Annotated in this window: 22 protein-coding genes and 2 pseudogenes; 5 read left to right on the forward strand and 19 right to left on the reverse strand. The window is 74.4% G+C overall.

Translation table 11 applies throughout. The features are described from left to right. Window positions 1-654: 654 nt before the first annotated feature. The gene (locus ABGB16_RS22490) at window positions 655-1821 is read left to right on the forward strand and encodes a tyrosine recombinase XerC (RefSeq protein ID WP_347670108.1); all 1167 of its coding nucleotides are present in this window, start codon (window positions 655-657) and stop codon (window positions 1819-1821) included. 38 nt (window positions 1822-1859) lie between these two features. Beyond that, window positions 1860-3041 carry an aminotransferase class V-fold PLP-dependent enzyme gene (locus ABGB16_RS22495; RefSeq protein WP_347670072.1) on the forward strand — a complete coding sequence of 394 codons (1182 nt, stop codon included), beginning with the start codon at window positions 1860-1862 and terminating at the stop codon, window positions 3039-3041. A 169-nt stretch (window positions 3042-3210) separates the two neighbouring features. On the opposite strand, the gene ABGB16_RS22500 is transcribed toward ABGB16_RS22495, so the two are convergent. The 13 genes and pseudogenes from ABGB16_RS22500 to proS all read right to left on the reverse strand — a co-directional run bounded on the left by ABGB16_RS22500 (window position 3211) and on the right by proS (window position 13024). After that, window positions 3211-3966 carry a peptidoglycan DD-metalloendopeptidase family protein gene (locus ABGB16_RS22500; protein WP_347670073.1) on the reverse strand — a complete coding sequence of 252 codons (756 nt, stop codon included), beginning with the start codon at window positions 3964-3966 and terminating at the stop codon, window positions 3211-3213. Window positions 3967-4300: 334 nt separating this feature from the next. Beyond that, window positions 4301-4624 carry a DUF2469 domain-containing protein gene (locus tag ABGB16_RS22505; protein WP_007075222.1) on the reverse strand — a complete coding sequence of 108 codons (324 nt, stop codon included), beginning with the start codon at window positions 4622-4624 and terminating at the stop codon, window positions 4301-4303. Further along, on the reverse strand, window positions 4621-5433 hold the full coding sequence (locus tag ABGB16_RS22510; RefSeq protein ID WP_347670074.1) for a ribonuclease HII: 813 nt from the start codon (window positions 5431-5433) through the stop codon (window positions 4621-4623). The genes ABGB16_RS22505 and ABGB16_RS22510 overlap by 4 nt, the downstream gene beginning before the upstream one ends. 203 nt (window positions 5434-5636) lie before the next feature. Continuing rightward, a pseudogene (locus tag ABGB16_RS22515) lies at window positions 5637-6062 on the reverse strand (NUDIX domain-containing protein); the annotation flags it as partial. Between the two features lie 109 nt (window positions 6063-6171). After that, complete coding sequence (gene lepB, locus ABGB16_RS22520; protein WP_347670075.1) at window positions 6172-6807, reverse strand: signal peptidase I; 636 nt, start codon at window positions 6805-6807, stop codon at window positions 6172-6174. 9 nt (window positions 6808-6816) lie between these two features. After that, window positions 6817-7688, reverse strand: a pseudogene (gene lepB, locus ABGB16_RS22525) (signal peptidase I). Between the two features lie 182 nt (window positions 7689-7870). Then, window positions 7871-8227: a 50S ribosomal protein L19 gene (gene rplS / locus ABGB16_RS22530; protein WP_347670076.1), complete on the reverse strand. Its 357-nt coding sequence runs from the start codon at window positions 8225-8227 to the stop codon at window positions 7871-7873. A 143-nt stretch (window positions 8228-8370) separates the two neighbouring features. Next, window positions 8371-9252 (reverse strand): tRNA (guanosine(37)-N1)-methyltransferase TrmD, encoded by an 882-nt coding sequence (gene trmD, locus ABGB16_RS22535; protein ID WP_347670077.1) that lies wholly within the window; start codon window positions 9250-9252, stop codon window positions 8371-8373. Window positions 9253-9271: 19 nt separating this feature from the next. Beyond that, on the reverse strand, window positions 9272-9853 hold the full coding sequence (gene rimM, locus ABGB16_RS22540; RefSeq protein ID WP_347670109.1) for a ribosome maturation factor RimM: 582 nt from the start codon (window positions 9851-9853) through the stop codon (window positions 9272-9274). Between the two features lie 2 nt (window positions 9854-9855). Beyond that, the gene (locus ABGB16_RS22545) at window positions 9856-10116 is read right to left on the reverse strand and encodes an RNA-binding protein (protein ID WP_347670078.1); all 261 of its coding nucleotides are present in this window, start codon (window positions 10114-10116) and stop codon (window positions 9856-9858) included. Further along, window positions 10091-10543: a 30S ribosomal protein S16 gene (gene rpsP / locus ABGB16_RS22550; RefSeq protein ID WP_347670079.1), complete on the reverse strand. Its 453-nt coding sequence runs from the start codon at window positions 10541-10543 to the stop codon at window positions 10091-10093. Before rpsP ends, ABGB16_RS22545 begins: the two co-directional genes overlap by 26 nt. A 350-nt stretch (window positions 10544-10893) precedes the next feature. Then, window positions 10894-11514 carry a DUF402 domain-containing protein gene (locus ABGB16_RS22555; RefSeq protein ID WP_347670080.1) on the reverse strand — a complete coding sequence of 207 codons (621 nt, stop codon included), beginning with the start codon at window positions 11512-11514 and terminating at the stop codon, window positions 10894-10896. A gap of 94 nt (window positions 11515-11608) precedes the next feature. Further along, complete coding sequence (proS, locus tag ABGB16_RS22560; RefSeq protein WP_347670081.1) at window positions 11609-13024, reverse strand: proline--tRNA ligase; 1416 nt, start codon at window positions 13022-13024, stop codon at window positions 11609-11611. Window positions 13025-13137: 113 nt separating this feature from the next. Between proS and ABGB16_RS22565 the strand changes: the two genes are divergently transcribed. Continuing rightward, complete coding sequence (locus ABGB16_RS22565) at window positions 13138-13746, forward strand: TetR family transcriptional regulator (RefSeq protein WP_347670082.1); 609 nt, start codon at window positions 13138-13140, stop codon at window positions 13744-13746. A 107-nt stretch (window positions 13747-13853) separates the two neighbouring features. Here the strand turns inward: ABGB16_RS22565 and ABGB16_RS22570 are convergent, their stop codons facing one another. After that, entirely contained in the window at window positions 13854-14933 is a 1080-nt protein-coding gene (locus tag ABGB16_RS22570; RefSeq protein WP_347670083.1) for an amidohydrolase family protein, read from the reverse strand. A 171-nt stretch (window positions 14934-15104) separates the two neighbouring features. Between ABGB16_RS22570 and ABGB16_RS22575 the strand changes: the two genes are divergently transcribed. Together ABGB16_RS22575 and ABGB16_RS22580 are read left to right on the forward strand one after the other, a co-directional pair. Next, window positions 15105-15266 (forward strand): hypothetical protein, encoded by a 162-nt coding sequence (locus ABGB16_RS22575; RefSeq protein ID WP_347670084.1) that lies wholly within the window; start codon window positions 15105-15107, stop codon window positions 15264-15266. Between the two features lie 335 nt (window positions 15267-15601). After that, window positions 15602-19165: a S8 family serine peptidase gene (locus ABGB16_RS22580; protein WP_347670085.1), complete on the forward strand. Its 3564-nt coding sequence runs from the start codon at window positions 15602-15604 to the stop codon at window positions 19163-19165. Window positions 19166-19227: 62 nt separating this feature from the next. Here ABGB16_RS22580 and ffh read toward each other — a convergent pair whose 3' ends face one another. The 5 genes from ffh to ABGB16_RS22605 all read right to left on the reverse strand — a co-directional run bounded on the left by ffh (window position 19228) and on the right by ABGB16_RS22605 (window position 25548). Further along, window positions 19228-20778, reverse strand: coding sequence for a signal recognition particle protein (ffh, locus tag ABGB16_RS22585; RefSeq protein WP_347670086.1), 1551 nt, complete (start codon window positions 20776-20778; stop codon window positions 19228-19230). Window positions 20779-20925: 147 nt separating this feature from the next. Beyond that, window positions 20926-21582: a response regulator transcription factor gene (locus ABGB16_RS22590; RefSeq protein ID WP_347670087.1), complete on the reverse strand. Its 657-nt coding sequence runs from the start codon at window positions 21580-21582 to the stop codon at window positions 20926-20928. After that, on the reverse strand, window positions 21579-22706 hold the full coding sequence (locus ABGB16_RS22595) for a sensor histidine kinase (RefSeq protein ID WP_347670088.1): 1128 nt from the start codon (window positions 22704-22706) through the stop codon (window positions 21579-21581). The genes ABGB16_RS22590 and ABGB16_RS22595 overlap by 4 nt, the downstream gene beginning before the upstream one ends. Window positions 22707-22864: 158 nt before the next feature. Next, a complete protein-coding gene (locus tag ABGB16_RS22600; RefSeq protein ID WP_347670089.1) occupies window positions 22865-25192 on the reverse strand; it encodes a [protein-PII] uridylyltransferase in 2328 nt (775 codons plus the stop codon). A 17-nt stretch (window positions 25193-25209) separates the two neighbouring features. Further along, window positions 25210-25548, reverse strand: a complete 339-nt coding sequence (locus ABGB16_RS22605) for a P-II family nitrogen regulator (RefSeq protein WP_170286644.1) — start codon at window positions 25546-25548, stop codon at window positions 25210-25212. Window positions 25549-25550 lie beyond the last annotated feature (2 nt).

A 25550-nucleotide genomic window follows, 5' to 3' on the forward strand; every position in this document is an offset into this window, starting at 1 on the left:
GACCCGACAAGCCGGCCGCATACCGACGCCGAACGGCGACACACGAAACGCCCTCCGACGCCGCCCATTCCCTCATGCCAACGGACAACCACAGCATGCCCAAGAAGCTAAAGCTGCCTCGCTTGCCGCCTGGTGGCATCCCCTCGGCAGCCAGCACCGATCCGGCGCGCCCCGGCCGTTGCGCCGGCTCGCGGGCTTGGTGGTGTGCTCCTAAGCTGAGCCGATGCGCGGCGACGGCGTGGTCGAGCAGGGCGGGAAGGGCCGGGCCGCCGGCCGGAGCGGACGGACGGCGTCCGACCGGAGGCTGGGCGGACGCCGGCTCGACGCCCGGGCGCGGTCGTCGCGGGCACGGGTCACGCCGAGCCCAGCGGGTACGTCCAGGCGCAGGCGCCCGGGCAGTCCAACCGGCGGGCGGGGCGAGGAACGCGAGCAGTTGCTCCTCCGGGTGGTGAGGGAACCCGACGCCCCGAACAGCCCGCCCCTGGACTTTCCGGGCGTCGGACGGTACGGCGACGGAGACAGCAGCCGAGGCAGCGGACGAGACAGCGGCCAAGGCAGCGACAGAGACAGCGACCGAGACAGCAGCCGAGGCGGCGGCCGGTGACGCGCGCCGGGTCCGGAACGCGGGCGACCCACGAGGCCCTGCCGGCGACGATGCGGGAGGCGGTGGACGAGTTCGCCGACCACCTGGCCCGGGTGCGCAACCGCTCGGCCCACACCGTCCGGGCGTACGTCTCGGACGTGGTCTCCCTGCTCGACCACGCCGCGCGGATGGGCTGCGCCGGGGTGGCCGACCTCGACCTCGGCGTGCTGCGCAGCTGGCTGGCGAAGCAGCGGACCACCGGGGCCGCCCGCGCCACGCTGGCCCGCCGGGCCGCCTCGGCGCGCACCTTCAGCGCCTGGGCGCACCGGTCCGGTCTGGTCGGCACGGATGTGGCCGCCTCGTTGGCCAGTCCCCGGGCTCACCGCGGCCTGCCGACCGTGCTGCGCGCGGACCAGGCCGCGGCGCTCGTCGAGGCGCCGTATCGTCGCCTCGGCCGGCGGGAGGCGACCCCGGAGCCGCTGCGGCCCCTCGGGCCGGCGCAGTCCGGCTCCAGGGTGGCGGGTGGTCCGGAGGGCCAGCCATCGGGGGCGGCCACCGACCCGACGTGGGGCCCGGCCGCGAAGGACCCGACCGTCACGGACGGCGCCACCGAGGACAGGGCCACAGAGGACAGGGTCGCGGTTGACGAGGCCGCCGGCGAGGAGCCCACGGCGGGCACGACCACCACGGGCGGTGCGGCAGCGGGCACGGCCGCCGACGACGATGTCGCGCGGGCCATGCTGCTGCGGGACCGGGCCCTGCTCGAACTGCTCTACGCGACCGGGGTCCGGGTCAGTGAGGCGTGCGGGCTCGACACGGCGGACGTGGACCATGCCCGACGGGTGGTGCGGGTCCTCGGCAAGGGCGCCCGGGAGCGTTCCGTGCCGTACGGGCTCCCGGCGCAGCGGGCCCTGGACGAGTGGCTGCGGCTGGGGCGACCCGCCCTGGCCGGTCCCGCCTCCGGGGACGCCCTCCTGCTCGGGACGCGTGGTGGTCGGCTGCACCCGACCACCGCCCGGCGGGTCGTCGCCGGGTACGCCGAGGCCGCCGGGCTGCCTCCGACCAGCCCGCACGGCCTACGGCACTCGGCGGCCACGCACCTGCTGGAAGGCGGCGCGGACCTGCGGGCGGTGCAGGAGCTGCTGGGCCACTCCTCGCTGGCCAGCACCCAGATCTACACCCACGTCTCGGTGGAGCGGCTCCGGGCGGCCTACTGGCAGGCCCACCCCCGCGCCTGAGGGGTCCGCGACGGCAGCGGCGAGGCTACGATCATGGAATGAGCGTGCCGCAGCCGCCCGAGCCGATCCCGGGCGCCCGACTGCTCTTCTCGCTCGACCCGGGGGTCAGCCACCTCAACCACGGCTCGTTCGGCGCGGTGCCCGTGAACGTGCAGCGCGTCCAGCAGCGGCTGCGCGACGAGATGGAGGCGAACCCGCTGCGCTTCTTCACGCTGGGCCTGGTCGACCGGATCACCCACACCCGCCGGCACCTGGCGGCCTTCCTCGGCGCCGACCCGGACGGCACGGCGCTGGTCGGCAACGCCACCACCGGTGCCGCCGTGGTGCTCCAGTCGCTGGGCCTGCGCCCCGGCGACGAGGTGGTCACCACCGACCACGGCTACGGCGCGGTCGGCTACTCCGTCGACCGGGAGTGCCGACGCAGCGGGGCGACGCATCGCGTCCTGCACGTGCCGCTGACCGCGACGGACGAGCAGATCGTCGAGATCGTCCGCGCCGGGCTGCGCCCCGGACGCACCAAGCTCCTCGTCGTCGACCAACTCACCTCGGCCACCGCCCGTCTCTTCCCGGCCGCGGCGCTCGTGGGGGTCGCGCACGCGCACGACGTGCCGGTGCTGGTCGACGCCGCGCACGCGCCCGGCATGCTGCCGGTGCCGGTCGGGAGCATCGGCGCCGACTTCTGGGTGGGCAACCTGCACAAATGGGGGTACGCCCCGCGCGGGACAGCCGTGCTGGTGGTGGCGCCGGCGTGGCGGGAGCGGATCGAGCCGCTGGTCGTCTCCTGGGAGCAGCCGGCCGGTTTTCCGGGCAACGTGGAATGGCAGGCGACGCTGGACTACACGTCGTGGCTCGCCGCGCCCGCGGGCATCTGGACCCTGCGCAGCCTCGGCGTCGACCGGGTACGCGCGCACAACGCCGCGCTGGCGGCGTACGGGCAGCGGGTGGTGGGGGACGGCCTGGGGGTGGCGCCGACCGACCTGCCGGAGCCCGGCGGGGCGGCGGTGGCGATGCGGATCGTCCCGTTGCCGGCGGGGCTCGCCACCACGGTCGAGGAGGCCCGGGCGCTGCGCGGCCGGATCGCCGAACGGCTGGCCGCCGAGGTGGCGGTGATGTCCTGGAACGGTCGCGGCTGGTTGCGGCTCTGCGGCCAGGTCTACAACTCGCCGGACGAGTACGAGCGGCTCGCGGTACGGCTGCCGGCGCTGCTCGCGCAGCGCTGACCTTCCCGGGATGCCGGCGGCCAAGGCGAGGCGCTGACCACCCACCGGATGCCAGGACACCACGCTGGCCTTCGGTGGAAGCGGCGGTCAGGGTGCAGCGCTGTTCTTCTGCCGGAAGGCGGCGGCCAGGGCACGGGCCCGGCAGGAGCCGCCCGGCCCATGAGGACGGTCAGACTGGCAGGAGTCGCACGGGCCCGAGGCCGAGCAGCGCCAACGGGTCCAGGTACTGCTCGCCCCGGCGCAGCCCCCAGTGCAGGCAGGCCGCCTCCGGGCAGCCGGCGTGGCCGGGCAGCAGCCGGCCCAGAGGGGTGCCGGCGGCCACCTGGTCCCCGGACCGGACATCGGCCCGCACGGGCTCGTAGGTGGTCCGCAGGCCGGCGCTGTGCCCGACGGTGACCACGGGGCGCCCGGCGACCTGGCCGGCGAAGAGCACCACGCCCGCCCCGGCGGCCCGGACCCGCGCGTCGGGCTCGGCGACGAGGTCGACGCCCCGGTGCCCGGGCAGCCACGGCTGCGGGGGCGGCTCGAAGCGCCGGGCCGGTCGGGGTGTGCCGTCCAACGGCCAACGGAAACGCAGGCCCGGCGGGACCGGAGCCACAGGTTCCCCGGGTGCCGCGGACGGGGAGCCGGACGGCGCGGCCGTTGCCGCGGACCGCAGCGGCACCCCGCCCGGAACCGACCGCGACGGCACCGCCGGCGACGGGGACCCCGACCGCAGCGGCACCCCGCCCGAAACCGACCGCAGCGGCAGCGCCTGCGACAGGGGCTCGGGCGGGACCGGGGTGCCGGGACCGAGCGCCGCGAGGGCGAGCATCCCCAGGGCGGCCCGCCTGAGCGGGGCGACCCGACGGGTCACCGTGTGCCCGAGCCGCCTCGGGCCGACCGTGGGCCGCCAGCGGCCGTCCGCTCCGCTCGTCGTCGTCATGCCCCGCAGCCTGCCGGGCAGCCGGGCCGTTCACCAGTGACGGCCGGTCGGCTGTGGACGGTCGGCTGCGCTGTGGACAGTCCCCGCGCCGCCCGATGATCTGCTATGGGGCGAAGGGTTCGCGCTGGTCACCTCGTCCCCGCCCCGCGGCAGGGACGGGTGCCTCGCCCACAGGGCACGCGAGCGTCGAGGACGATCGCTGGCGGAACGCGTGGAATCTCCGGCGACCGGCAAGCCGGGCCGGCGCGCGTGGAGCGGAAAGGCAGGCCGGGCCGGCGCGCGTGGAGCGGAAAGGCAGGCCGGGCCGGCGCGCGTGGAGCGGAGAGGCGGGCCGTCAGCCGCCGAAGCCGGAGTCGGCGGGCAGGGAGATGTCGGGCTTCTCCAGCTCCTCGACGTTGACGTCCTTGAACGTCATCACCCGGACGTTCTTGACGAACCGGGCGGGACGGTACATGTCCCACACCCAGGCGTCGTGCATCTCGACCTCGAAGTAGACCTCGCCGTCGGAGTTGCGCACGTGCAGGTCGACCTGGTTGGCCAGGTAGAAGCGGCGCTCCGTCTCCACCACGTAGGAGAACTGGCGGACGATGTCGCGGTACTCCCGGTAGAGCTGGAGTTCCATCTCGGTCTCGTACTTCTCGAGATCTTCCGCGCTCATCGCACTCCGCCTTCCATGACCACATCTTCCCCCACCGGCGCGGGAGGTCGGGGCTGCTCGCCCAACGCCACGCCGACGGTACTCCCTGAGGCGCCGAAGCGCCCCATCGGCTCGTCCGGGCCCGCGCCGGCCCGTCGTCGGGACCGGGGCGGGACCCCGTCCCGGCCGGAGACGGCGGCCACGTTCACGTACGAGAAGCGGTGCTCTCGGCACGGGCCGCGCTCCCGCAGCGCGGCGGTGTGCTCCGCGGTGATGTAGCCCTTGTGCTCGGCGAAGCCGTAGCCGGGGAACTCCGCGTCCAACTCCACCATGATCCGGTCCCGGGTGACCTTGGCCAGTACGCTGGCCGCCGCCACGCAGGCGGCCACCCGGTCGCCCTTCCAGACGGCCAGGCCCGGCACGTCCAGTCCGTCGACGCCGAAGCCGTCGCTCAGCACGTAGTCCGGTCGGGTGGTCAGCGACGCCAGCGCGCGGCGCATCGCGGCGAGGTTGCACACGTGCAGGCCGCGGGCGTCGACCTCCTCGGCCGGGATCACCACCACCGCGTACGCCAGGGCGCGGGCCACCACCTCGTCGTACACCCGTGCGCGGCTGGCCGGGGTGAGCAGCTTGGAGTCGGCCAGCCCGTCGATCTCGCCGCGCCGCCCCTCGGGCAGCACGGCGGCAGCCGCCACCAGTGGCCCGGCGCAGGCACCCCGGCCGGCCTCGTCGGCGCCGGCCACGTTCCGGAAGCCGCGCCGTTGCAGGGCGCGCTCCAGCGCGTACAGTCCGGCCTCCCGGCGTACCACGGTGCGCGGCGGGGTCAGCACGGCGTACCCGCGTCGGAGGGCCCGGCGGCCACGGAGCCGGCGGTGGCGGACCCGGCCGCCACGGAGCCGCCGGCGGCGGGCCCGGCCGCGACCGAGCCGGCGTCGGACCCGGCAGCCACGGAACCGGCCGCGACGGAACCCCCGACAGGCCCGGCCGCGGCGGGCCCGCCGGGCGGACCGGGCAGCACGCGGCGCAGCAGCGCCGGCAGGTCGGTGGGGTAGTACCGCTCGTCGGTGGCGGCCAACTCCTCGACGGGCCACCACCGGTGCCCGGAGACACTGGCCCGCTCCACGTCGTCGAAGCCCGCCGTGTCGACCTCCCAGGCCGGCACCCGGACCAGGAAGAACTCCTGCTCCTGCTGGTACTGGACGCCGTCGAAGGGAAACCGGACCGTCTCCCGCCACACCGGCTCGCCCAACTGCTCCGGAGCCAACCGCAGGCCGGTCTCCTCGGCCAGCTCCCGGGCCGCGCCGGCCGCCGGCGCCTCGCCCGGCTCCAGCCCGCCGCCGGGGGTGAACCAGTACCGGTGGTCGGGCCGCGCCGGGTCGAACCCGGCGAAGAGCAGCACCCGACCGGCGGCGTCGACGAGCAGCACGCGGGCCGCGCGTCGAGGGGTGTAGACGGTCACCGTCCCAGCCTGCCAGACCCGACGCCGAACGCCCACGCCCACCCGGTGGTTCGGCCGCCACCGTCCCCGTCCCGGGCCGCGTCGCCCGCCCGGCCGGCGCCGGACCGGGTCAGGGGTTGGGTATGCCGTCGAACTGCTCCGGGACGCTCAGCCAGGTGGCGTGGTTGACCGGCCAGAAGATGGTGAACGCCCGGCCCACCACCTGATCCTCGGGGATGGTGGCGCTCTGGATGTTGTGTTGGGAACTCTGCCAGTGTTCGAGGGAGTCGCCGGAGGCCGAACGGTGATCGCCCATCACCCACAGCCGCCCCTCGGGCACGGTGATGTCGAACTCCTGGTCGGCGGGCTTGTCCCGCTGGCCGTTCGCCGAGTAGATGTACGGCTCGTCGAGCGGCTTGCCGTTGATCACCAGCCGCTCCTGCGGGTCGCAGCAGACCACGTGGTCGCCGCCGACCCCGATCACCCGCTTGATGAAGTCCTCGCCCTCGGGGTTGCCGCTCCACTCGGTGGGCGCCTTGAACACCACCACCTCGCCGCGGTGCGGCGAACGGAAGTCGTAGACCAGCTTGTTGACCAGCACCCGATCGTTGATCTGGAGGGTGTTCTCCATGGAGGGCGAGGGAATGTAGAAGGTCTGCAGCACGAAGGCCCGGACCAGCACCGCGACCAGGATCGCCACGCCCAGGAGGATGGGCAGCTCCTTCCAGAAGGAGCTGCGCTGTTTGTCGGTCTGCTCGTCGATCACGGTTGGAGCCTACGTCGCCGGGCGCGAACGGACCGTCCGGAACGCGCGAGAACGGATGCCGCGGCCGAGACCGGGACGAGCAGCAGCACACCACCCGCCCCGGTGGGTCGGACCGGCGGCGGGGGTTCGCCAGCCGCCGCGCCGGGCCCGCCGACCCCGGCGAAGGTGTCCGGGACCGGCAGCGACGCCCAGTGCGAGGACGGCCACACCACCGCGAACGCCCTGCCCACGACGTTGTCGATCGGCACCGGGCCCTGGCAGCGGGCGTCCTGGGAGACCAGCCGGTGGTCGCCCATCACGAAGATCTGCCCGGGCGGGACGACCACCTCGTCGAAGCGGCGGGACCGGCACTCGCGCGGGTCGGGCGGCAGGTCCCGGGGCGAGTCGCGGATCACGTACGGCTCGTCCAGCGGCACGTCGTTGACGGTCACCCGCCCCTTTTCGTCGCAGCACCGCACCCGGTCGCCGGGGACGCCGATCACCCGCTTGATGAAGTCCTTCTCGCCGGGGCGGCTCAGCCCGACGAGGTCGCCGAACGTGCGGCCCAGCCTGCCGGCGAACCCCGGCTCGGGCTCCGGGCTCGTCTGGGCGGCCCACCGGTCGGTGCCCCGGAAGACGACCACCTCGCCGCGCCGCGGGTCCCGTACGTCGTAGACGACCTTGTTGACCAGCACCCGGTCGCCGATGAGCAGGGTGTCCTCCATCGACCCCGAGGGGATGAAGAACGCCTGGAGCAGGAAGGTGCGGATGAGCACCGCCAGGCAGAAGGCGACGACCAGCAGCAGCGGCAACTCCTGCCAGAGCGGCATCTGCCGGCGGACGCGTCGGGCGCGGCGGTGCCACGGGTCGACGGCGCCGTCCTCGTCAAGCGTCCCCACCACGCCACTCCCCGGTCCGCGGAAACGACACTACCGCCCGGGAGCCTCGTCGAGGCCCCACGGGCGGTAGTGGGACGATCCGTCGCCGCGGCTGCCGCCGCGACGCATCGATGCCCGCCTGCGCCCGTACGCTCAGCCTAACCGGTGCTGACCCGTACGACATCAGGCGGCGTTGCGGCCGGTGGTCAGCTCGGCTGCTTCTCGCGCCGCTCCTTGATCTTGGCCTTCTTGCCCCGCAGCTCGCGCAGGTAGTAGAGCTTCGCGCGGCGGACGGCGCCACGGGTGACGATCTCGATGCGGTCGATCGCCGGGCTGTTCACCGGGTAGGTCCGCTCGACACCCACGCCGAAGCTGACCTTGCGGACGGAGAAGGTCTCGCGCAGACCGTCACCCTGGCGGCGGATGACGACGCCCTGGAAGATCTGGACACGGGACCGGTTGCCCTCGACGACCCGCGCGTGCACCTTGACGGTGTCACCGGCGCGGAAGTCGGGGATGTCAACGCGCTTCGACTGGGCGTCAAGGGCGTCCAGGATGTTCATCGCTGCGTCCTCGTGAGGCTCACGGCGCACCGTCAGTCGATGCGCGGGTGGGTGATTCTGACCCCCGGATGGTGGCCGGCGACGCCGACCCCGGTCGCGGGTCCTCGCAGCCGCCCACGGCGTGGACGGATGCGGCAACCCCTCTACTTTGCCACATGCCCCGTCGGCGGCTGAAACCCGCCCCGGTCCAACGCCGCCCGGTCCCGCTTGTCCAGGCTCTCGGGCGGCAGCGCGGCGAGCATGTCGGGCCGGCGGACCGCCGTACGCAGCAGCGCCTCGTCCCGCCGCCAGCGGGCGATCCGCCCGTGGTCGCCGGAGCGGAGCACCTCCGGCACGTCGTGCCCGCGCCAGCTCGCCGGCTTGGTGTACATCGGCGCCTCCAGCAGCCCGTGGGCGTGCGACTCCTCGTCCAGCGAGCCGGCGTTGCCGAGCACCCCGGGCAGCAGTCGCGTGACCGCCTCCAGGATCACCAGCACGGCCACCTCGCCGCCGAAGAGCACGTAGTCGCCGAGGGAGACCTCGGTCACCCGCATCCGGGTGGCCGCGTGGTCGAGCACCCGCTGGTCGATTCCCTCGTACCGGCCGCAGGCGAAGAGCAGGTGCGACTCGGCGGCCAGCTCGTGCGCCATCGCCTGGGTGAACGGGACACCGGCCGGTGAGGGCACCAGCAGCCGCGGTGGGGCTGCGTCGTCGGGGGCCGAACCGTCGGGCACCGGGCTGCTGGCGGCCGGCGCGGGGCTGCTGGCGACCGGTGCCGGGCTGCCGGCGGCCGGCGCCGGGCTGCTGGCGGCCGGCACCGCCGGGGCGAGGGCGTCGAGCGCCTCGCCCCACGGCTCCGGTCGCATCACCATCCCGGGCCCGCCGCCGTACGGAGTGTCGTCGACCGTACGGTGCAGGTCGTGGGTCCAGGCCCGCAGGTCGTGTACGGCCAGCCGCAGCGTCCCGTTGGCGCGGGCCTTGCCGATCAGCGACAGGTCCAGCGGGGCGAAGTACTCGGGAAAGATCGACACGATGTCGACGCGCATGCGGAGGTGCTCCAGCGGGCTAGAGGTCGAGCAGGCCGCCGGGCGGGTCGACGACGACGCGACCGCCGGCCAGGTCGACCTCGGGGACGATCGCCTTGACGAACGGGATCAGCGCGGTACGCCCCTCGGGGCGCCGCAGCACCAGCAGGTCGGACGCGGGCGCGTGGTCGATCCGGGCGACCTCGCCGAGCCGCTCGCCGTCGCGGGTGACCACGGTGAGGCCGACCAACTGGTGGTCGTGGAACTCCTCCGGGTCCTCCGGCGGGGCGACGTCCGCGCTGTCCACCCCGAGGAGGGTGCCGCGCAGCGCCTCGGCGACGTTCCGGTCGAGCACGCCCTCGAAGGCGACCAGCATCCGCCCCTGGTGCCACCGGGCCGACTCCACGGTCAGTTCCTCGGGCACCCGGTAGATCCCTGGCTGCGCGGACGCGCCGGCCGCCGGCTCGGCGCCACGCGATGAGGTAATCGGGGGCGTCGCCCCCGGCTCGGTGCGCAGCACCGAACCGGGGGCGAACCGCGCCTCGGGCTCGTCGGTCCGCACCTCCACGGTGACCTCACCGCGGATCCCGTGCGGCTTACCGATCCTGCCGACGATGAGCAGCATCAGTACGAATCGACGATGTCGACGCGTACGCCGCGCCCACCGATGGAACCGATCACCTGGCGCAGCGCCTTGGCGGTCCGGCCGGACCGCCCGATCACCGTGCCGAGGTCCTCCGGGTGCACGCGGACCTCGAGCCGCTTGCCCCGACGGGAGTCGACCATCCGCACACGGACGTCGTCCGGGTGATCGACGATGCCCTTGACCAGGTGCTCGAGCGCCGGACGCAGTTCCATGTCAGGCCTGCTCGCCGGCGTCCGCACCGGTCTGCTCCTCGGCCTTCGGCGCCTCGGCCTCGGCCGGGGCGGCCTTGGCGGCCTTCTTGGTCGGCGCCGGGGTCTCGGCCAGGCCGGCAGCGGCCTTCGCCTCGGCCTCGTACGCCGCCTTGCGGTCGGCCCGCTCCGGGGCGACCTTCAGCGGGGCGGGGGCGGGCAGGCCCTTGAACTTCTGCCAGTCGCCGGTCAGCTCCAGCAGGCGCTGCACCGCCTCGCTCGGCTGGGCGCCGACGGACAGCCAGTACTGGACCCGGTCCGACTTGACCTCGATCACCGAAGGGTCTTCCTTCGGCTGGTAGATCCCGACGAACTCGATCGCCCGACCGTCGCGCTTGGTGCGCGAGTCGGCGACGACGATGCGGTACTGCGGGTTGCGGATCTTGCCCATCCGCAGAAGCCGGATCTTTACGGCCACGGTTGTTTCGCTCCTGTTGCGATCCCACCGGCCCGGTACGGGCGGTGCACGGGTGAGCGCCGACCGGCACAGTGGGGTTGGGCCGGAGACTGCTCGGTGGACTGGCGACGTGCCCGGGTTAGAGGGCGCCGGACACGCGCCGGATACCAGCCGACCATTCTGCCAGATCCGGCGCCGACCTCTCACACCGGACCCGCACGCTTCCCCCCACCCGATGCCCGGGTGTCGAACCCCACCCCCGCGCACGGCCCCCCTCAACCGCGATCTTGCACTTTGGGCCCTCGATATGCGTGGCTTGCCGGATTCACCGGGGCAGAAAGTGCAAGATCGCCGGGGCGGGGGCGGGTGGGTCAGCGGGTTGGGGGGCGGTTCCAGCCGGGGGGCAGTGTGGCCGGGGGGACCCAGTCCGGCGGCGGGGCGAAGTCGCACCAGGTGCCGTCGAACGGGAACTCCCCGGCCTCGGCGCGGGCGATCACCCGCTCCCCCTCCGCCCGGACCGCCCGCTCGTCGGTCACCCAGTAGTGGCGGGGGAAGGCCAGCCGCTCGGCGAACTCCTCCTCGTCCTTCCACCGCCAACTGCGGTCGGGGCGGACGACCACGTCCAAGTCCTGGTCGATCACGTCCACCCCGGCCACGTCGCCGTCGTCCCAGCGGACGCCGGGCTCCTCCAGGTTGACGTACCAGTGGCTGAACCGGCCCTGCTCGTCGGAGAACCACCACACGGAGTGGGCCGCGCCGACGGGCAGGAACTTCAGCAGGGCCGGGCCGTCCCATCGCCCGAGCTTGAGCCGGTACGACGCGGTGATCCACTCGGCGAAGGGCATCGCCCGCATGCCGAGCCCGGCCTCGGTGACCTCGTGGGCCACCGGCGAGTCGCGGGCGATGAAGATCAGCAGACCGCGCTCGTCGTCGCTGACCACCCGGCCGGGCCGGACCCAGCCGATCCGGCCGTGCCGGACGTTCCGGTGCATGATCAGCCGGCCCGGTGCGAAGCGCGGGGCCCCGCTGTCAGGAGGGGCCCCTTCCGCTACCGAAGGCGTCGACACGGGACCCCTCCTTGTGAGCTCAGTAGGCGCGGGCCAGGATGGCGACGAGGTCCGGCTCGTCCTCGGAGTCCGGCACCGAGCCGTCCGCGCGCAGCAGGCAGCGGACCGTCACGCCCTGGCCGTTCGCCTCGGCCTCGCCGGCCACGCCGACCGCCGACCAGGACACCCGGGCCCAGCCGGTGGCCGCCGCCTCGATCGCCTCGGCGAGCGTGGCCACCTCGGTGGTGCGGGACTGGCGGAAGGCCAGCGCCTGGTCGTGCAGCGCCTGCTGGTCGGCCTCCAGCGCGGCCAGCACCGCGCCGACCACGTCGGCGACGGGGACCGGGGACTTCGAGCCGTCCGTACGCCGGACCACCACCGCGTTGCCGGCGGCCAGGTCGCGGGGGCCGACCTCGACGCGTACCGGGTAGCCGCGCAGCTCGGCGTCGACGGCCCGGCGGCCGAACGGGGTGTCGGTGCGGTCGTCGAGCGCGACCCGGACCCCGGCGTCGCGCAGCGCGTCGCGCAGCTTGTTCGCCGCCTCGGCAGGGCCGCCAGGGCCCTCGCCGTCCTTGACCACCATCACGTACGCCTGGACCGGCGCCAGCTTCGGCGGGACCCGCAGGCCGTTGTCGTCGCCGTGGCACATGATCAGGCCGCCGAGCATCCGGGTCGAGGTGCCCCACGAGGTGGTCCAGGCGTGCTCCCGGCCGCCCTCGGCCGAGGAGTAGCTGATGTCGAACGCCTTGGCGAAGTTCTGCCCCAGCTCGTGGCTGGTGCCGAGCTGGAGGGCCTTGCCGTCGCCCATCATGCCCTCGCAGGTGTACGTGGCCGTCGCCCCGGCGAACCGCTCCCGGGCGGTCTTCAGGCCCACCACCACCGGGATGCCGAGCACGTTGACCATCAGGTCCTCGTACGCCTCGTGCAGGATCTTGCGGGCGTACGCCCGCGCGTCCGCACGCGTGGCGTGCGCGGTGTGTCCCTCCTGCCAGAGGAACTCGCTGGTGCGCAGGAAGACGCGGGGGCGCAGCTCCCAGCGGACCACGTTCGCCCACTGGTTGAGCAGCAGCGGCAGGTCCCGGTACGAGTCGATCCACTTGGCCATGAACTCGCCGATCACCGTCTCGCTGGTGGGGCGCACCACCACCGGCTCGGCGAGCTGCTTGCCGCCGCCGTGGGTGACCACCGCCAGCTCCGGCGAGAAGCCCTCGACGTGCTCGGCCTCGCGCTTGAGGTAGCTCTCCGGGATGAACAGCGGGAAGTACGCGTTCTCCGCGCCGGCCGCCTTGATCCGGGTGTCCATCTCGGCCTGCATCCGCTCCCAGATGGCGTAGCCGGCCGGTCGGATGACCATGGTCCCCCGGACCGGGCCGTTGTCGGCCAGCTTCGCCTTGGCGATCAGATCCTGGTACCAGCGGGGAAAGTCCTCCGCACGGGGAGTGAGCACGCGTGCCATGACCGCACATCCTATGCCGCGCCTGGCGGTCCGCCGTCATCGGGCGCGACCGGCTCGGATCGCGTCGCGGCACCGGCCTGTCCCGATCGCGCCGGCCGTAGACTTCGACCACCATGGGTGAGGTCAGGGACGCCGCCCGGCAGCGGCTGCGGGACGGCATCGTCGACGCGGCCCGGGCGCTGACTGTCGCGGGCGGCTGGGACGGCGTCCGGATGGGTCAGGTGGCGGCGGCGGCCGGGGTGAGCCGGCAGACCGTCTACAACGAGTTCGCCAGCAAGGCGGGGCTGGCCGAGGCGCTGGCCCGGCGCGAGATCGACCGGTTCGTCTCCGAGGTCCGGGTACGCCTCGACGAGCACGGCGCCGACGTCCGGGCCGGCGCGTACGCGGCGATCGCGCACACCCTCGCCGCGGCGGGGGACAACCCGCTGATCAAGGCGATCCTGAGCGGCTCCGGGGGCGGCTCCGACGAGTTGCTGCCGTACCTGACGACGCGGGCGGAGCTGGTGCTCGCCGAGGCGACGGGGGCGCTGCGGGAGTGGGCCGCCCGCCACCTGCCCGCCGCCGGGGCCGCCGATCCGGCCGCCCTGGCCTTCGCCGCCGACACGATCGTGCGCCTGGTGGTCAGCCACATCGTGCTTCCCCAGGCCCCGGCCGAGCAGACCGCCCGGGCCCTGGCCGACCTGGCCCTCCGCCTCTTCCCCGCTCCCCGACCCGAAGGTTGATCAAGAGGTTCGCGTCGCGCGCCCGCCGTCGGCCGACGCAATCCTCTTGATCAACGAGCGCGGGCGGCGCGGGCGGCGGAGGCGGCCGGGGCCGGGGCCGGGGCCGGTCAGCGGAGGACGCGGCCGCGCAGGACGACGCGGGCCGGGGTGCGGACGATCCGCAGGTCGCGGCGGGGATCCTCGGGATAGACGACCAGGTCCGCGAGGCCGCCCTCGACCAGGCCGGGGAAGCCCAGCCACTCCCGGGCGCGCCAGGAGGCGGCGGCCAGGACGTCGACCGGGGAGATCCCCGCCTGTTCGTGCAGCAGCAGCATCTCCTCGGCGGCCAGGCCGTGGTCGATGCCGCCGCCGGCGTCGGTGCCGACGTAGATCGGCACGCCCGCCTCGTACGCGGCGCGGACCACCTCCGGGAAGCGGTCGCGCAGGGCGAGCATGTGGTCGGCGTACCCGGGGAACTTGGCGCGGGCCTGCTCGGCGATCCCGCCGAACGTCCGGATATTGATCATCGTGGGGACCAGGGCGGTGCCCTGCCGGGCCATCAGGTCGATCAGGTCCAGGCTCAGGCCGGTGCCGTGCTCGACCGAGTCCACCCCGGCGCGCACCATGATCTCGACCGCCGACTCCGAGAAGGTGTGCACCGCGGCGCGTACCCCCGCGGCGTGCGCGGCCGCGACGGCCGCCGTCATGGTGTCGGCGTCCCAGGCCGGGGCGAGGTCGCCCACCCCCCGGTCGATCCAGTCGCCGACCAGCTTGACCCAGCCGTTGCCGGCGGCGGCCTGCGCGGCCACCGTGGCGGCCACCTCCGCCGCGCCGACCTCGACCCCGATGTCCCGCAGGTAACGCTTCGGCGGCGCGACGTGCCGGCCCGCGCGGGCCAGCCGCGGCAGCTCCGGGTCGTCGTCCAGCTCCGGGTACGGGTAGGGCGAGCCGGCGTCCCGGATCGCCAGCACCCCGGCGTCCCGGTCGACGCGGGCCAGCTCGCGGGCCTGGTCGAGGGAGGTGACCGGGGCGCCGCCACGGGCGATGCCGATGTGACAGTGGGCGTCGGTCAGGCCGGGCAGCACGAAGCCGCCGTCGGCGATCGTCTCCGCCCCGGGCACCGGGTCGAAGGTCACCCGGTCGCCGACCAGCCAGACGTCCCGGACCTCGTCGTCGGGGAGCAGCACACCGCGCACATGCAGAGCCATAGGCACAGTCCTACCGGATCATGCCCCGCCGCGTCTCGACGGGCCGGTCACCCGGATCGGGTGGGCCGGCCTCACCCCGGCGGGGGCGACGGTGGAGGTTCCGCGAGAGACCGGGGAGGAAGACATGGAGCGACGGCTGGACTCCGTCCGTGCCGAGAAGGAGGTGGCCCGATGACCCTGCCCGTACCCAACGACCGGCGGGTGCCCAACTACCTGCGGCAGAGCGGCCGGCCGGAGCTGACGCCGCGGCAGCGGCGCCGCGCCGAGCAGAAGAAGGCGCGGCTGGACGGCCTGACGGGGCGGTCCAGCCCGAAGTCCGTACCGGGGCGGTGACGAAAGGCGGGTGGCGGGCCGCGGGCCGGCCATCCGCCTTTCCACCCCTTTCCCGCCCTGTCTTCCGGGATTGACGGCCGGCCGGCACGCCGCGAATTTCCTGCTCACCGGAGCGCCGTCGGCACCTGCCGGACCATTCGCCATTTGTGTCGTTTGGACGGTAGACGTCGCCATTTTCCCTGACAATGCGCTACCCGGCAGAAACCGCCGGTCACTCTATTGACAAATTCCTTTATTTAGATAGCTCTTGATGTTGCGAACCTTCGGGCGGCACGATGCACCCGGAGCCCAAGGTCAGTTGGCGCTCCGCAGCCCACCTGAAGGAGCGTCGCGACGTGTCCCCGAAACGATGGCGCACAGCCGTGGCCGGCCTGGCGGTCGGTCTCGCAATTCCGATCGGCGCCGGCGGCAGCCCCGCCAGCGCCGCCCCCGAACAGGCCGAGGCGAAAGCCGTGGCCAGCAAGGCAGCCAAGAAGGTCGTCGACCGCATCGCCCGCGACGGCAAGGCCAGCTTCTGGGTCTTCCTCAATGAGAAGGCCGACCTGTCCGGCGCGGCGAAGCTGCGCGGGCACGCCGACAAGGCCGCGCACGTCTACAACGTCAAGACGAGGCACGCGGAGCGTACCCAGGCGGGGCTGCGCGGGCTGCTGAAGAAGAAGGGCGCGGACTTCACCCCGTTCTGGCTGGTCAACACGATCCGGGTGACCGGTGACGCCGACCTGCTCGGCGAGATCGCCGTCCGCTCCGACGTCGCCGAGATCGCCGCCGACGACCCGGTCGACCTGCCGGAGCCGCTGCCCGGCAACCCCGTCGAGGCGGTCGACGCCGTCGAGTGGAACATCGACCGGGTCAACGCCCCCCGGGTCTGGAACGAGCTCGGCGTCCGCGGCGAGGGCATCGTCGTCGCCAACATCGACAGCGGCGTCGACGTCACCCACCCGGCGGTGAACGCCAGCTACCGGGGCCGCAACGCCGACGGCACGCTCGACCACAACTACAACTGGTTCGACCCGGCCGGCGTCTGCCCCACCGACGCCCCGTGCGACAACAACGACCACGGCACCCACACCATGGGCACGATGGTCGGCCTGGACGGCGCGAACGTCATCGGCGTGGCGCCGGGGGCCAGGTGGATCGCCGCCAAGGGCTGCGAGACCAACAGCTGCTCCCGGACCTCGCTGCTCGCCTCCGGCCAGTGGATCGTGGCCCCCACCGACATCAACGGGGCCAACCCGCGCCCGGACCTCGCCCCGGACATCGTGAACAACTCCTGGGGCTCCACCACGTACGACCCGTGGTACACCGAGACCGTCTCGTCCTGGGTGGCCGCCGGCATCTTCCCGGCGTTCTCCAACGGCAACAGCGGCCCCTCGTGCAACACCTCGGGCAGCCCCGGCTCGTACACGATCAGCTACAGCTCCGGCGCGTTCGACGTGAACAACGCCATCGCCAGCTTCTCCAGCCGCGGCACCGGCGAGAACGGCGACATCAAGCCGAACATCGCCGCGCCGGGCGCCAACGTCCGGTCCTCGATCCCCGGCGGCTACGACGTCTTCAGCGGCACCTCGATGGCCTCCCCGCACACCGCCGCCACGGTGGCGCTGATGTGGTCGGCCTCGCCGGCGCTGCAGGGTGACATCGCCGAGACCAAGCGGATCCTCGACGACACCGCGATCGACGTGAACGCCCTCACCTGCGGCGGCACCCTCGACGACAACAACGTCTTCGGCGAGGGCCGGCTCGACGCGTTCGCCGCGGTCAGCGCAACCCCGCGCGGCGCGCTGGGCGCGCTGGGCGGCCAGGTCACCTCGGGCGGCGCCGGCCTCGCCGGGGCGACCGTGACGGTCACCGGCCCGATGACCCGCACCGGCACCACCGCCGCCGACGGCGGCTACGGGTTCGACCGGCTCATGGTCGGCGACTACGCCATCTTTGTCAGCAAGTTCGGCTACGTGACCGCCACCGGGTCGGCGACGATCGTCGAGAACGGGACCGCCGACGTCGACATCGACGTCACCCAGGCCCCGTCCGCCGTCCTCAGCGGCACCGTGACCACGTCGGCCGGGCCGGCCGGCGGCGCCACGGTGACGGTCGGCAACACCCCGGTGAGCACCACCGCCGACGCGCAGGGCCGCTACTCCGTGACCGTGCCGCAGGGCCAGTACAACGTCACGTACGCCCACGCGTACCGGTGCGCCGACTCGGTCACCCGGGCCGTGACGCTGTCCGGGGACACCACCGTGGACGTCACCATGCCGGACCGCGTGGACGGCTTCGGGTACGCCTGCGGCGGCGCCGGCGGCGCGTTCGTCCCCGGCACCGACCTGGTGAACCTCAACGGCGACGACAAGACCCTCGCCATCGCGCTGCCGTTCCGGGTGCCGTTCTACGGCAAGGCGTACCGCAACGGCTGGGTGAGCACCAACGGCGTGCTGGGCTTCGGCGCCGCGTCGACCGCCCGGGCGAACACCGCCCTGCCCAACACCGCCGTGCCGAACCTGGCGCTCTACCCGTTCTGGGACGACCTGTACGTGGAGACCGACTCCGGCATCTACACCGCCGTCGTCGGCGCCAAGCCGCACCGCACGTTCGTGGTCGAGTGGCGCAACGTCTCGCTGTTCAGCAACCGCTCGCAGCGGCTGACGTTCAGCGCGGCGATCAGCGAGGACGGCTCGATCACCTACCGGTACAAGGACGTCGACGGCACCGGGCCGGAGGCCGGCAGCCAGGCCACCATCGGCCTGGAGAACGAGAACGGCTCGGTCGGCTTCCAGTACTCCTTCGACCAGGCGGCGGTCGCCACCGGTTCGGCGATCGCGTTCCGCAGCACCCGGACGAGCGTGCTCTCCGGCGTGGTGACGGACGCCAACGACGGGTTGGCGGTGGCCGGCGCCACGGTGACCGCGCGGGTCGGCTCCGCCACCGCCACGGACACCACGGACAGCGACGGCACGTACCTGATCCAGGCGCCGGCCGGCGCCAGCGAGGTGACCTTCGCCAAGTCGGACTACGAGGGTGCCAGCCTCGCGGTCGACCTCCCGGCCGGCGGCGCGGACGTCCGCTCGGCGTCGCTGCGCACCGCCCGGATCGGTGTCTCGACCGGTAGCGTCAGCGTCGTCGCGCCGGCCGACCAGAGCCGCAACCGGCAGCTCGTGCTGACCAACACCGGCGCCCTGGGCACCGACGTCACGGTCACCGAGCTGGCGTCCGACGGCACGCCGCAGGACATCGGCTGGCTCGACCTGACCGGGGCGACCGGCACCGTGGCCAGCGGCGCGCGCCACACGGTCGGCGTGGACCTGCGGACGGCCGGGCTGCCCCCGGGCACGACCCGCCAGGCGAAGCTGCGGATCACCTCGGCCAGCGGCCGGCGGCCGGTGATCGAGGTCCCGGTCACCCTCGTGGTGCCGAGCTACGTCCGGGCGATCGACGCGGGCGCCACCAAGGCCCGGGCCGACGTCGAGGGCCAGGCCTGGGCGCCGGACCAGGCGTACGCCGCCGGCGGGGCGGGCTGGCTGGGCAACTCCAGCGTGAAGTCCACCAAGACCACGATCACCGGCACCAACGACCCCGCCCGGTTCGCCAACCAGCGGGAGGGGATGTACGAGTACCGGATCGACGGGCTGGCGGACGGCTTCTACACCGTGGAGCTGGACTTCGCCGAGGTGGCCAACCAGTCGCCGGACCGCCGGGTCTTCGACGTGCTGATCGAGGGCCAGGAGGTGCTGCCGTCGCTGGACGTGGCCGCCGAGGCGGGCAGCTTCGCGGCGGTGAGCCGGTCGTACACCGTCCAGGTGACCGACGGCACGCTCAACGTGCGGTTCGTCACGCACACCGGCTTCGGCAAGCCGATCGTCAACGCGCTGCGGGTGACCAACCGGCCGGACCTCGTGTCCTGACGGTGGCCCGGTGGCAGAGGGGCCCGGCCGTGCGGCCGGGCCCCTTCGCGCTACCGGGCGCGTCAGCTCTTGTCGTCCTCGCGCCTGCCGAGCTTGTTGAAGTCCAGCTTCGGCAGCTTGAAGCCGGGCGGCAGGCCCTGCCCGCCGGCCAGGGCGTTCGGGTCGAGGCCGGGCGGGAGCTGGGGCATCCCGCCGGGGAACCCGCCCGCGCCGTGCCCGACCGGGCGCGGACGCTGCCCGCCGCGCCCGCCCTTGCGCTTGTTCTTCGGCGACTTGGTCGCCTTGCGGCGGCCGGCGCCGGGCAGGCCCATCATGCCGCCCATCTGCTTCATCATCTTCTGCGCGTCGGCGAAGCGGTTGAGCAGCTGGTTGACGTCCATCACGGCGACCCCGGAGCCGTTGGCGATGCGGGCCCGCCGGGAGCCGTTGATGATCTTCGGGTTGGCGCGCTCGGCCGGGGTCATCGACCGGATGATCGCGGTGACCCGGTCGAAGTGCTTGTCGTCCAGCTCGGCGAGCTGGTCCTTCATCTGCCCCATGCCCGGCATCATGGCCAGCACGTTGGCGATCGGGCCCATCCGCCGGACCGCGATGAGCTGGTCGAGGAAGTCCTCCAGGGTGAACTGCTCGCCGCCCATCAGCTTGGCGGTCATCTTCTCCTTCTGATCGGCGTCGAAGGCCGCCTCGGCCTGCTCGATCAGAGTGAGGACGTCGCCCATGCCGAGGATCCGGCTGGCCATCCGGTCGGGGTGGAAGACGTCGAAGTCCTCCAGCTTCTCGCCCGTGGAGGCGAACAGGATCGGCTGCCCGGTCACCTCGCGGACCGACAGCGCCGCGCCACCGCGGGCGTCGCCGTCGAGCTTCGACAGCACCACGCCGGTGATGCCGACGCCGTCGCGGAACGCCTCGGCGGTACGCACGGCGTCCTGGCCGACCATCGCGTCGATGACGAAGACGACCTCGTCGGGGTCGACCGCGTCGCGGATGTCGGCGGCCTGCTGCATCATCTCGGCGTCGATGCCGAGCCGGCCGGCGGTGTCGACGATGACGATGTCCCGGGCGGCCCGCCTCGCGTGCTCGATCGAGGCCCGGGCCACCTGGACCGGGTCGCCGACGCCGTTGCCGGGCTCCGGGGCGTACACCTCGACGCCGGCGCGCCCACCGAGCACCTGAAGCTGGCCGACGGCGTTGGGGCGCTGGAGGTCGGCGGCCACCAGCAGCGGCTGGTGGCCCTGGGCCTTGAGCCAGCGGGCCAGCTTGCCGGCGAGGGTGGTCTTGCCGGAGCCCTGGAGGCCGGCCAGCATGATCACCGTCGGCGGCTGCTTGGCGAACTGGAGCCGCCGCCCCTCGCCGCCGAGGACCGCGATCAGCTCCTCGTTGACGATCTTGATGATCTGCTGGGCCGGGTTGAGCGCCTGGGAGACGTCGGCGCCGCGCGCCCGCTCCTTGACGTTCGCGATGAAGCCCTTGACCACCGGCAGGGCGACGTCGGCCTCCAGCAGCGCCATGCGGATCTCGCGCGCGGTGGCGTCGATGTCGGCGTCGGTGAGCCGGCCCTTGCCGCGGAGCTTGGTGAAGATCCCGGAGAGGCGGTCACTCAAGGTGTCAAACACGCGAACATCCCGTTTGTCAGTGTTCCGGCGGGCACAACGCGGCCGGACGGTGCTGTCCGGCCACCGCTAGGGTAGCCCGCCCCGCCCACCCGCGCTCCGGCCCAGGCACCAGAGGCGCCCCCGCGCCCGCGCCGGGACCGCCGCGCCTCACCCGTCGACCAGGCCCGACTGGTACGCGAAGACCACGAGCTGGGCCCGGTCCCGGGCGCCCAGCTTCACCATCGCCCGGCTGACGTGCGTCCGCGCGGTCGCCGGGCTGACCACCAGCCGCTCGGCGATCTCGGCGTTGCTCAGCCCCTCGCCGACCAGCCCCACCACCTCCCGCTCCCGATCGGTGAGCGTGCCGAGCCGGGGGTGCGGGCGGGGCACCCGGGCCGGCCGGGTGGCGAACTCCCGGACCACCCGCCGGGTCACCGACGGCGACAGCAGCGCCTCCCCCTCGGCGACCAGCCGGACCGCCCGGAGCAGCTCGGCCGGGCGGGTGTCCTTGGTGAGGAAGCCGCTGGCCCCGTGTCGGAGCGCGTCGAAGACGTACTCGTCCAGCTCGAAGGTGGTCAGCACGACCACCCGGGTGCCGGCCAGCCCGGGGTCGGCGACGATCCGGCGGGTCGCCTCGATGCCGTCGATCCCGGGCATCCGGACGTCCATCAGCACCACGTCGGGGCGTTCCCGGCGGGCCAGCTCGACGGCGGCCAGCCCGTCGGCCGCCTCCCCCACCACCGTGAGGTCGTCCTCGCTCTCCACCAGGGCGCGCAGCCCGATCCGGACCAGGTCCTGGTCGTCCGCCAGCAGCACCCTGATCATGCGACCTCCTCCACGGGCAGTGTGGCGTACACCCGGAAGCCGCCCCCCGGGGCAGGGCCGGCGGCGAACGAACCGCCCAACGCCGTGACCCGTTCCCGCATGCCGGCCAGCCCGAACCCGCCGGGACGGGCCGGCGGGGCGGCGGGCGCGCGCCCGGTGTCGGTGACCTCCACGGCGACCTCGGTCGGGGCGTACCGGAGCCGGACGGCGGCGCTGGCCGGCCCGGCATGGCGCAGCACGTTGGTCAGCGCCTCCTGCACCACCCGGTACGCGGCCAGGTCCACCGCCACCGGGAGCGCACGGGGTTCCCCGTCGACCTCGACGGTCACCGGCACCCCGGCGCCGGCCAGCCGCTCGCGCAGCTGCGGAAGCTGGGCCAGCCCGGGTGCGGGCGCCCGCTCCTCGGCGCCCCCGTCGCGGCGGACCACGGTCAGGGTGACCCGCAGTTCGTCCAGGGCCTCCTTGCTGGTGCGGCTGATCGCGGCGAGCGCCGCCTCGGCCTGCTCCGGCCGCTTGGCGAGCAGGTGCAGGGCGATCTCGGCCCGCATGTGGATCGCGGCGAGCCCGTGCCCGACCACGTCGTGCACCTCCCGCGCGACCCGCAGCCGCTCGGCGTCGGCCAGCCGGCGCGCCTCGTCGGCGCGCGCCCGGGCCGCGGTCTCCCGGCCCAGCCGCACGGTGGCGCCCACCGCGAACGGCACGACCAGCCAGGCGGCGACCGGCATCAGGCCGAGCAGGCCGGGCGCGCGCGCCCCGACGAAGACGTGCGCCAGCAGCGCCGCCAGCGCGGCGGCGCCGGCGGGCGCCGCGGTCCGCACCGGCCGGTACGCGGCCACCGTGTAGACCGCGACGAAGAACGAGAGCAGGATCGGCCCGTACGGGTAGCCGAGCACCAGGTACGCCGTGGTCGCCGCGGCGACCACCGCCAGGGTCACCAGCGGCCACCGCCGGCGTCCGGCCAGGGCGAGCGCGGCCACCACGACCAGCGGATACGTCGCCCGGCCCGGGCCCACCCCCTGGTTCAGGCCGGCCGGTGCGGTGCCGAGCAGCCCGACGGCGAGCAGGGCCAGGGCGGCCAGGGCGTCGAGAAGGCCTACGCCCCAGCCACCGCGGTTTCCCTCCACCCCGTAAGTGTCCCCGGACAGGTTCATACCCCGAGGGTCCCGCCGCACGGCCGCCGGCGCGTCGCCCCGCGGGCGGCGTCGCGGCTACGCCGCGCGACGTAGTGCGGCGTCAGGAAGGGGCCCTTCCCGTGCCGAACGCGTTGAGAAGGGGCCCTTCCCTACACCGCGGCCAGGACGGCGGCCTCCAGGCGGGCCCGTTCGGCGTCCGACGGCCAGCCGCCGACCAGGTAGAACGCGTCGACCACGTCCCCGCCGAACGTGGCGATGCGGGCGGCGCGGACCTGGGCGCCGGCCTCGTCGAGGGCCCGGGTGACCCGGTAGAGCAGCCCGGCGGCGTCGGCGGCGCGCAGCTCCAGCAGCACCGCGTCGGTGGCCGCCTCCCGGTGCCACACCACGCGCGGGGCGGCGCCGGAGCCGCGCGCCGCGAGCGCCCGGCCGCGCAGCCGCTGGGTGACGGACACGTCCCCGGCGACCGCCCGGCGCAGATCGGCGCCGAGCGCGACCGGGTCCGGCGGCAGGCCGTACCGGGGCTGCACCCGGCACTCGACCAGCGCCCGGCCGTCGACCGTCGAGGCGTCCGCGGCGAGCACCTCCAGCCGGTGCAGGGCCAGGCAGCCGGCGACCGTCGCGAGCAGGCCCCGCCGGTCGGCCGCGGCCACCGCCACCCGGTCGGCCGTCAGGTGTACGACCGGCAGCGGCCCGGCGACCAGCGCCGGGTCCGGGGCGGCCGGGGCGGGCAGCGCGCCGGTGTCCAGCGCGGTGCGCACCCGGGCGACCAGCTCGGCGATCAGCCGCCCCTTCCAGTCCGACCAGGCGGCCGGGCCGGTGGCCGCCGCGTCGGCGCGGACCAGCGCGTGCAGCAGGTCCAGGGTGGTGGTGTCGCCGACCCGCTCGGCGACCCGCGAGATGGTCACCGGGTCGGACAGGTCGCGCCGGGTGGCCACGTCGGGCAGGAGCAGGTGCAGCCGGACCAGCGTGCCGATCAGCGCCGCCTCCGGCGCCGGCAGGCCGATCCGGGCGGCCACCGCCTCGGCCAGCGGCGCCCCGGCCGCGCTGTGGTCGCCGGGCAGTCCCTTGCCGATGTCGTGCAGGAGCGCGCCGAGCAGCAGCAGGTCCGGCCGGTCCACCTCGCGGGTGTGCCGGCTGGCCTCGTACGCCGTCTGCACGAGGTGCCGGTCGAGGGTGTACCGGTGCACCGGGTTGTGCTGGGGCAGGCTGCGCGTCCGGGTCCACTCGGGCAGCCAGCCGTCGACCAGGCCGTACCGGTCGCAGGTCTCCCAGGCCGGCAGGAGGCCGGGGCCCGCGCCGAGCAGGGTGACCAGGGCGGTGCGCGCGTCCGCCGGCCACGGCGACGGCAGCGGCGGGCAGTACGCGGCCAGCCACTCGCAGGTGGCGCGCGCGATCGGCAGCCGGGTGGTGGCCGCCGCGGCGGCGACCCGCAGGGACAGGCTCGCGTCGGGGCGGGCGCCGATGGCGGTACGCGCCAGCACCAGCTCCCCGTCCTGCTCCACCACGTCCCGGGCCACCGGCCGGCGTACCGGCCGCACGTCGGCGCCCCGGCGGCGACCCGAGCGCAGCCGGTCGGCGGCCCGCCAGGCGTCGTCCAGCGCATGGCTGACCGTGCGGGCGTCCCCGGCGACCCGCCGCAGCAGCGCGTCCCCGTCGTCGACGGCGCCAGGTCGCTGCGCCGCGTCGGACGCGCCGAGCTGGAGTCGTCGCAGGCCCAGCCGGGCGGCGACGCCGTCGCGCTCCTGGGCGACCAGCCGGTCGACCCGCCGGCCGACCTGCTCGTGCAGGGCGTCCCGGGTGTCGAGCAGGCGCAGGTGGGCGGCCCGGACGGCGGGGCGCAGCGCGTCGGTGATCCCGGCGAGGGCGATGGCCCGCAGCACGCCCACGTCCCGCAGCCCGCCGGCGGCCTCCTTGAGGTCGCCCTCCAGCAGGAACGCCAACTCTCCGTGGGCGCCCCAGCGGGTCTCGGTGATCTCCCGCAGCGCGGTCAGCCGGCGGACGGCGGTGCGCCGCCAGTGGTCGGCGGCGGTCCGCGCGAGGGTGTCGGCCAGCGCCCGGTCCCCGGCGACGAACCGGGCGTCGAGCAGGCCCATGGCGACCTTGACGTCGTCGTGGGCCACCGAGAGCGCCTCGGCGACGGTACGCACGGAGTGGTCCAGCCGCAGGCCGGCGTCCCAGATCGGGTACCAGAGCGACGCGGCGAGGTCGTCCATGCCGGGCACCCCGGCGTGCAGCAGCACCAGGTCGAGGTCGCCGTACGGGGCGCACTGCCGCCGCCCGAGCCCGCCGACGGCGACCAGCGCCACGCCGTCGCGCCGGGGCAGCAGCCCGGCCAGCCAGCGGTCGAACGCGTCGGCCCGCCGCGCCCGCGCGTCCGCCCCGACCCCGGCCGGCACGCCGACGGCCTCGTTGACCATGAGGTTCGCGTCGTGGTGCATGGCGTGCTCCGACGCGTTTCCCTTGATCAACGAGGCCATGTCGGTCGCGTCGCCCGTCAGAGGGCGTCCAGGCCGCGCTCGCCCGTGCGGACCCGGACGACCTCCTCGACGCCGGTCACCCAGACCTTGCCGTCGCCGATCTTCCCGGTGCGGGCCGCCCCGACGATGGCGTCGACGATCTTGTCGACCTCCAGCTCGTCGGTGAGCACCTCGACCCGGATCTTCGGCAGGAACTCGACCGTGTACTCGGCACCCCGGTAGACCTCGGTGTGCCCCTTCTGGCGGCCGTAGCCCTGGACCTCGCTGACGGTCAGCCCGGCCACCCCGAGGGCGTGCAGGGCCTCCTTCACCGCGTCCAGCTGGTACGGCTTGATGACCGCGGTCACCAGCTTCATGT

Source organism: Micromonospora sp. B11E3, from assembly GCF_039871625.1.
Lineage (GTDB): Bacteria > Actinomycetota > Actinomycetes > Mycobacteriales > Micromonosporaceae > Micromonospora.

What these genes read in the sequence shown, in the direction of transcription:
- ABGB16_RS22490 (WP_347670108.1), top strand. Translation starts at nt 655, where the DNA reads ATGCGGGAGGCGGTGGACGAGTTCGCCGACCACCTGGCCCGGGTGCGC.
- ABGB16_RS22495 (WP_347670072.1), top strand. Translation starts at nt 1,860, where the DNA reads ATGAGCGTGCCGCAGCCGCCCGAGCCGATCCCGGGCGCCCGACTGCTC.
- ABGB16_RS22500 (WP_347670073.1), bottom strand. Translation starts at nt 3,966, where the DNA reads ATGACGACGACGAGCGGAGCGGACGGCCGCTGGCGGCCCACGGTCGGC.
- ABGB16_RS22505 (WP_007075222.1), bottom strand. Translation starts at nt 4,624, where the DNA reads ATGAGCGCGGAAGATCTCGAGAAGTACGAGACCGAGATGGAACTCCAG.
- rplS (WP_347670076.1), bottom strand. Translation starts at nt 8,227, where the DNA reads ATGAACATCCTGGACGCCCTTGACGCCCAGTCGAAGCGCGTTGACATC.
- trmD (WP_347670077.1), bottom strand. Translation starts at nt 9,252, where the DNA reads ATGCGCGTCGACATCGTGTCGATCTTTCCCGAGTACTTCGCCCCGCTG.
- ABGB16_RS22555 (WP_347670080.1), bottom strand. Translation starts at nt 11,514, where the DNA reads ATGCACCGGAACGTCCGGCACGGCCGGATCGGCTGGGTCCGGCCCGGC.
- proS (WP_347670081.1), bottom strand. Translation starts at nt 13,024, where the DNA reads ATGGCACGCGTGCTCACTCCCCGTGCGGAGGACTTTCCCCGCTGGTAC.
- ABGB16_RS22565 (WP_347670082.1), top strand. Translation starts at nt 13,138, where the DNA reads ATGGGTGAGGTCAGGGACGCCGCCCGGCAGCGGCTGCGGGACGGCATC.
- ABGB16_RS22570 (WP_347670083.1), bottom strand. Translation starts at nt 14,933, where the DNA reads ATGGCTCTGCATGTGCGCGGTGTGCTGCTCCCCGACGACGAGGTCCGG.
- ABGB16_RS22575 (WP_347670084.1), top strand. Translation starts at nt 15,105, where the DNA reads ATGACCCTGCCCGTACCCAACGACCGGCGGGTGCCCAACTACCTGCGG.
- ABGB16_RS22590 (WP_347670087.1), bottom strand. Translation starts at nt 21,582, where the DNA reads ATGATCAGGGTGCTGCTGGCGGACGACCAGGACCTGGTCCGGATCGGG.
- ABGB16_RS22600 (WP_347670089.1), bottom strand. Translation starts at nt 25,192, where the DNA reads ATGGCCTCGTTGATCAAGGGAAACGCGTCGGAGCACGCCATGCACCAC.
- ABGB16_RS22605 (WP_170286644.1), bottom strand. Translation starts at nt 25,548, where the DNA reads ATGAAGCTGGTGACCGCGGTCATCAAGCCGTACCAGCTGGACGCGGTG.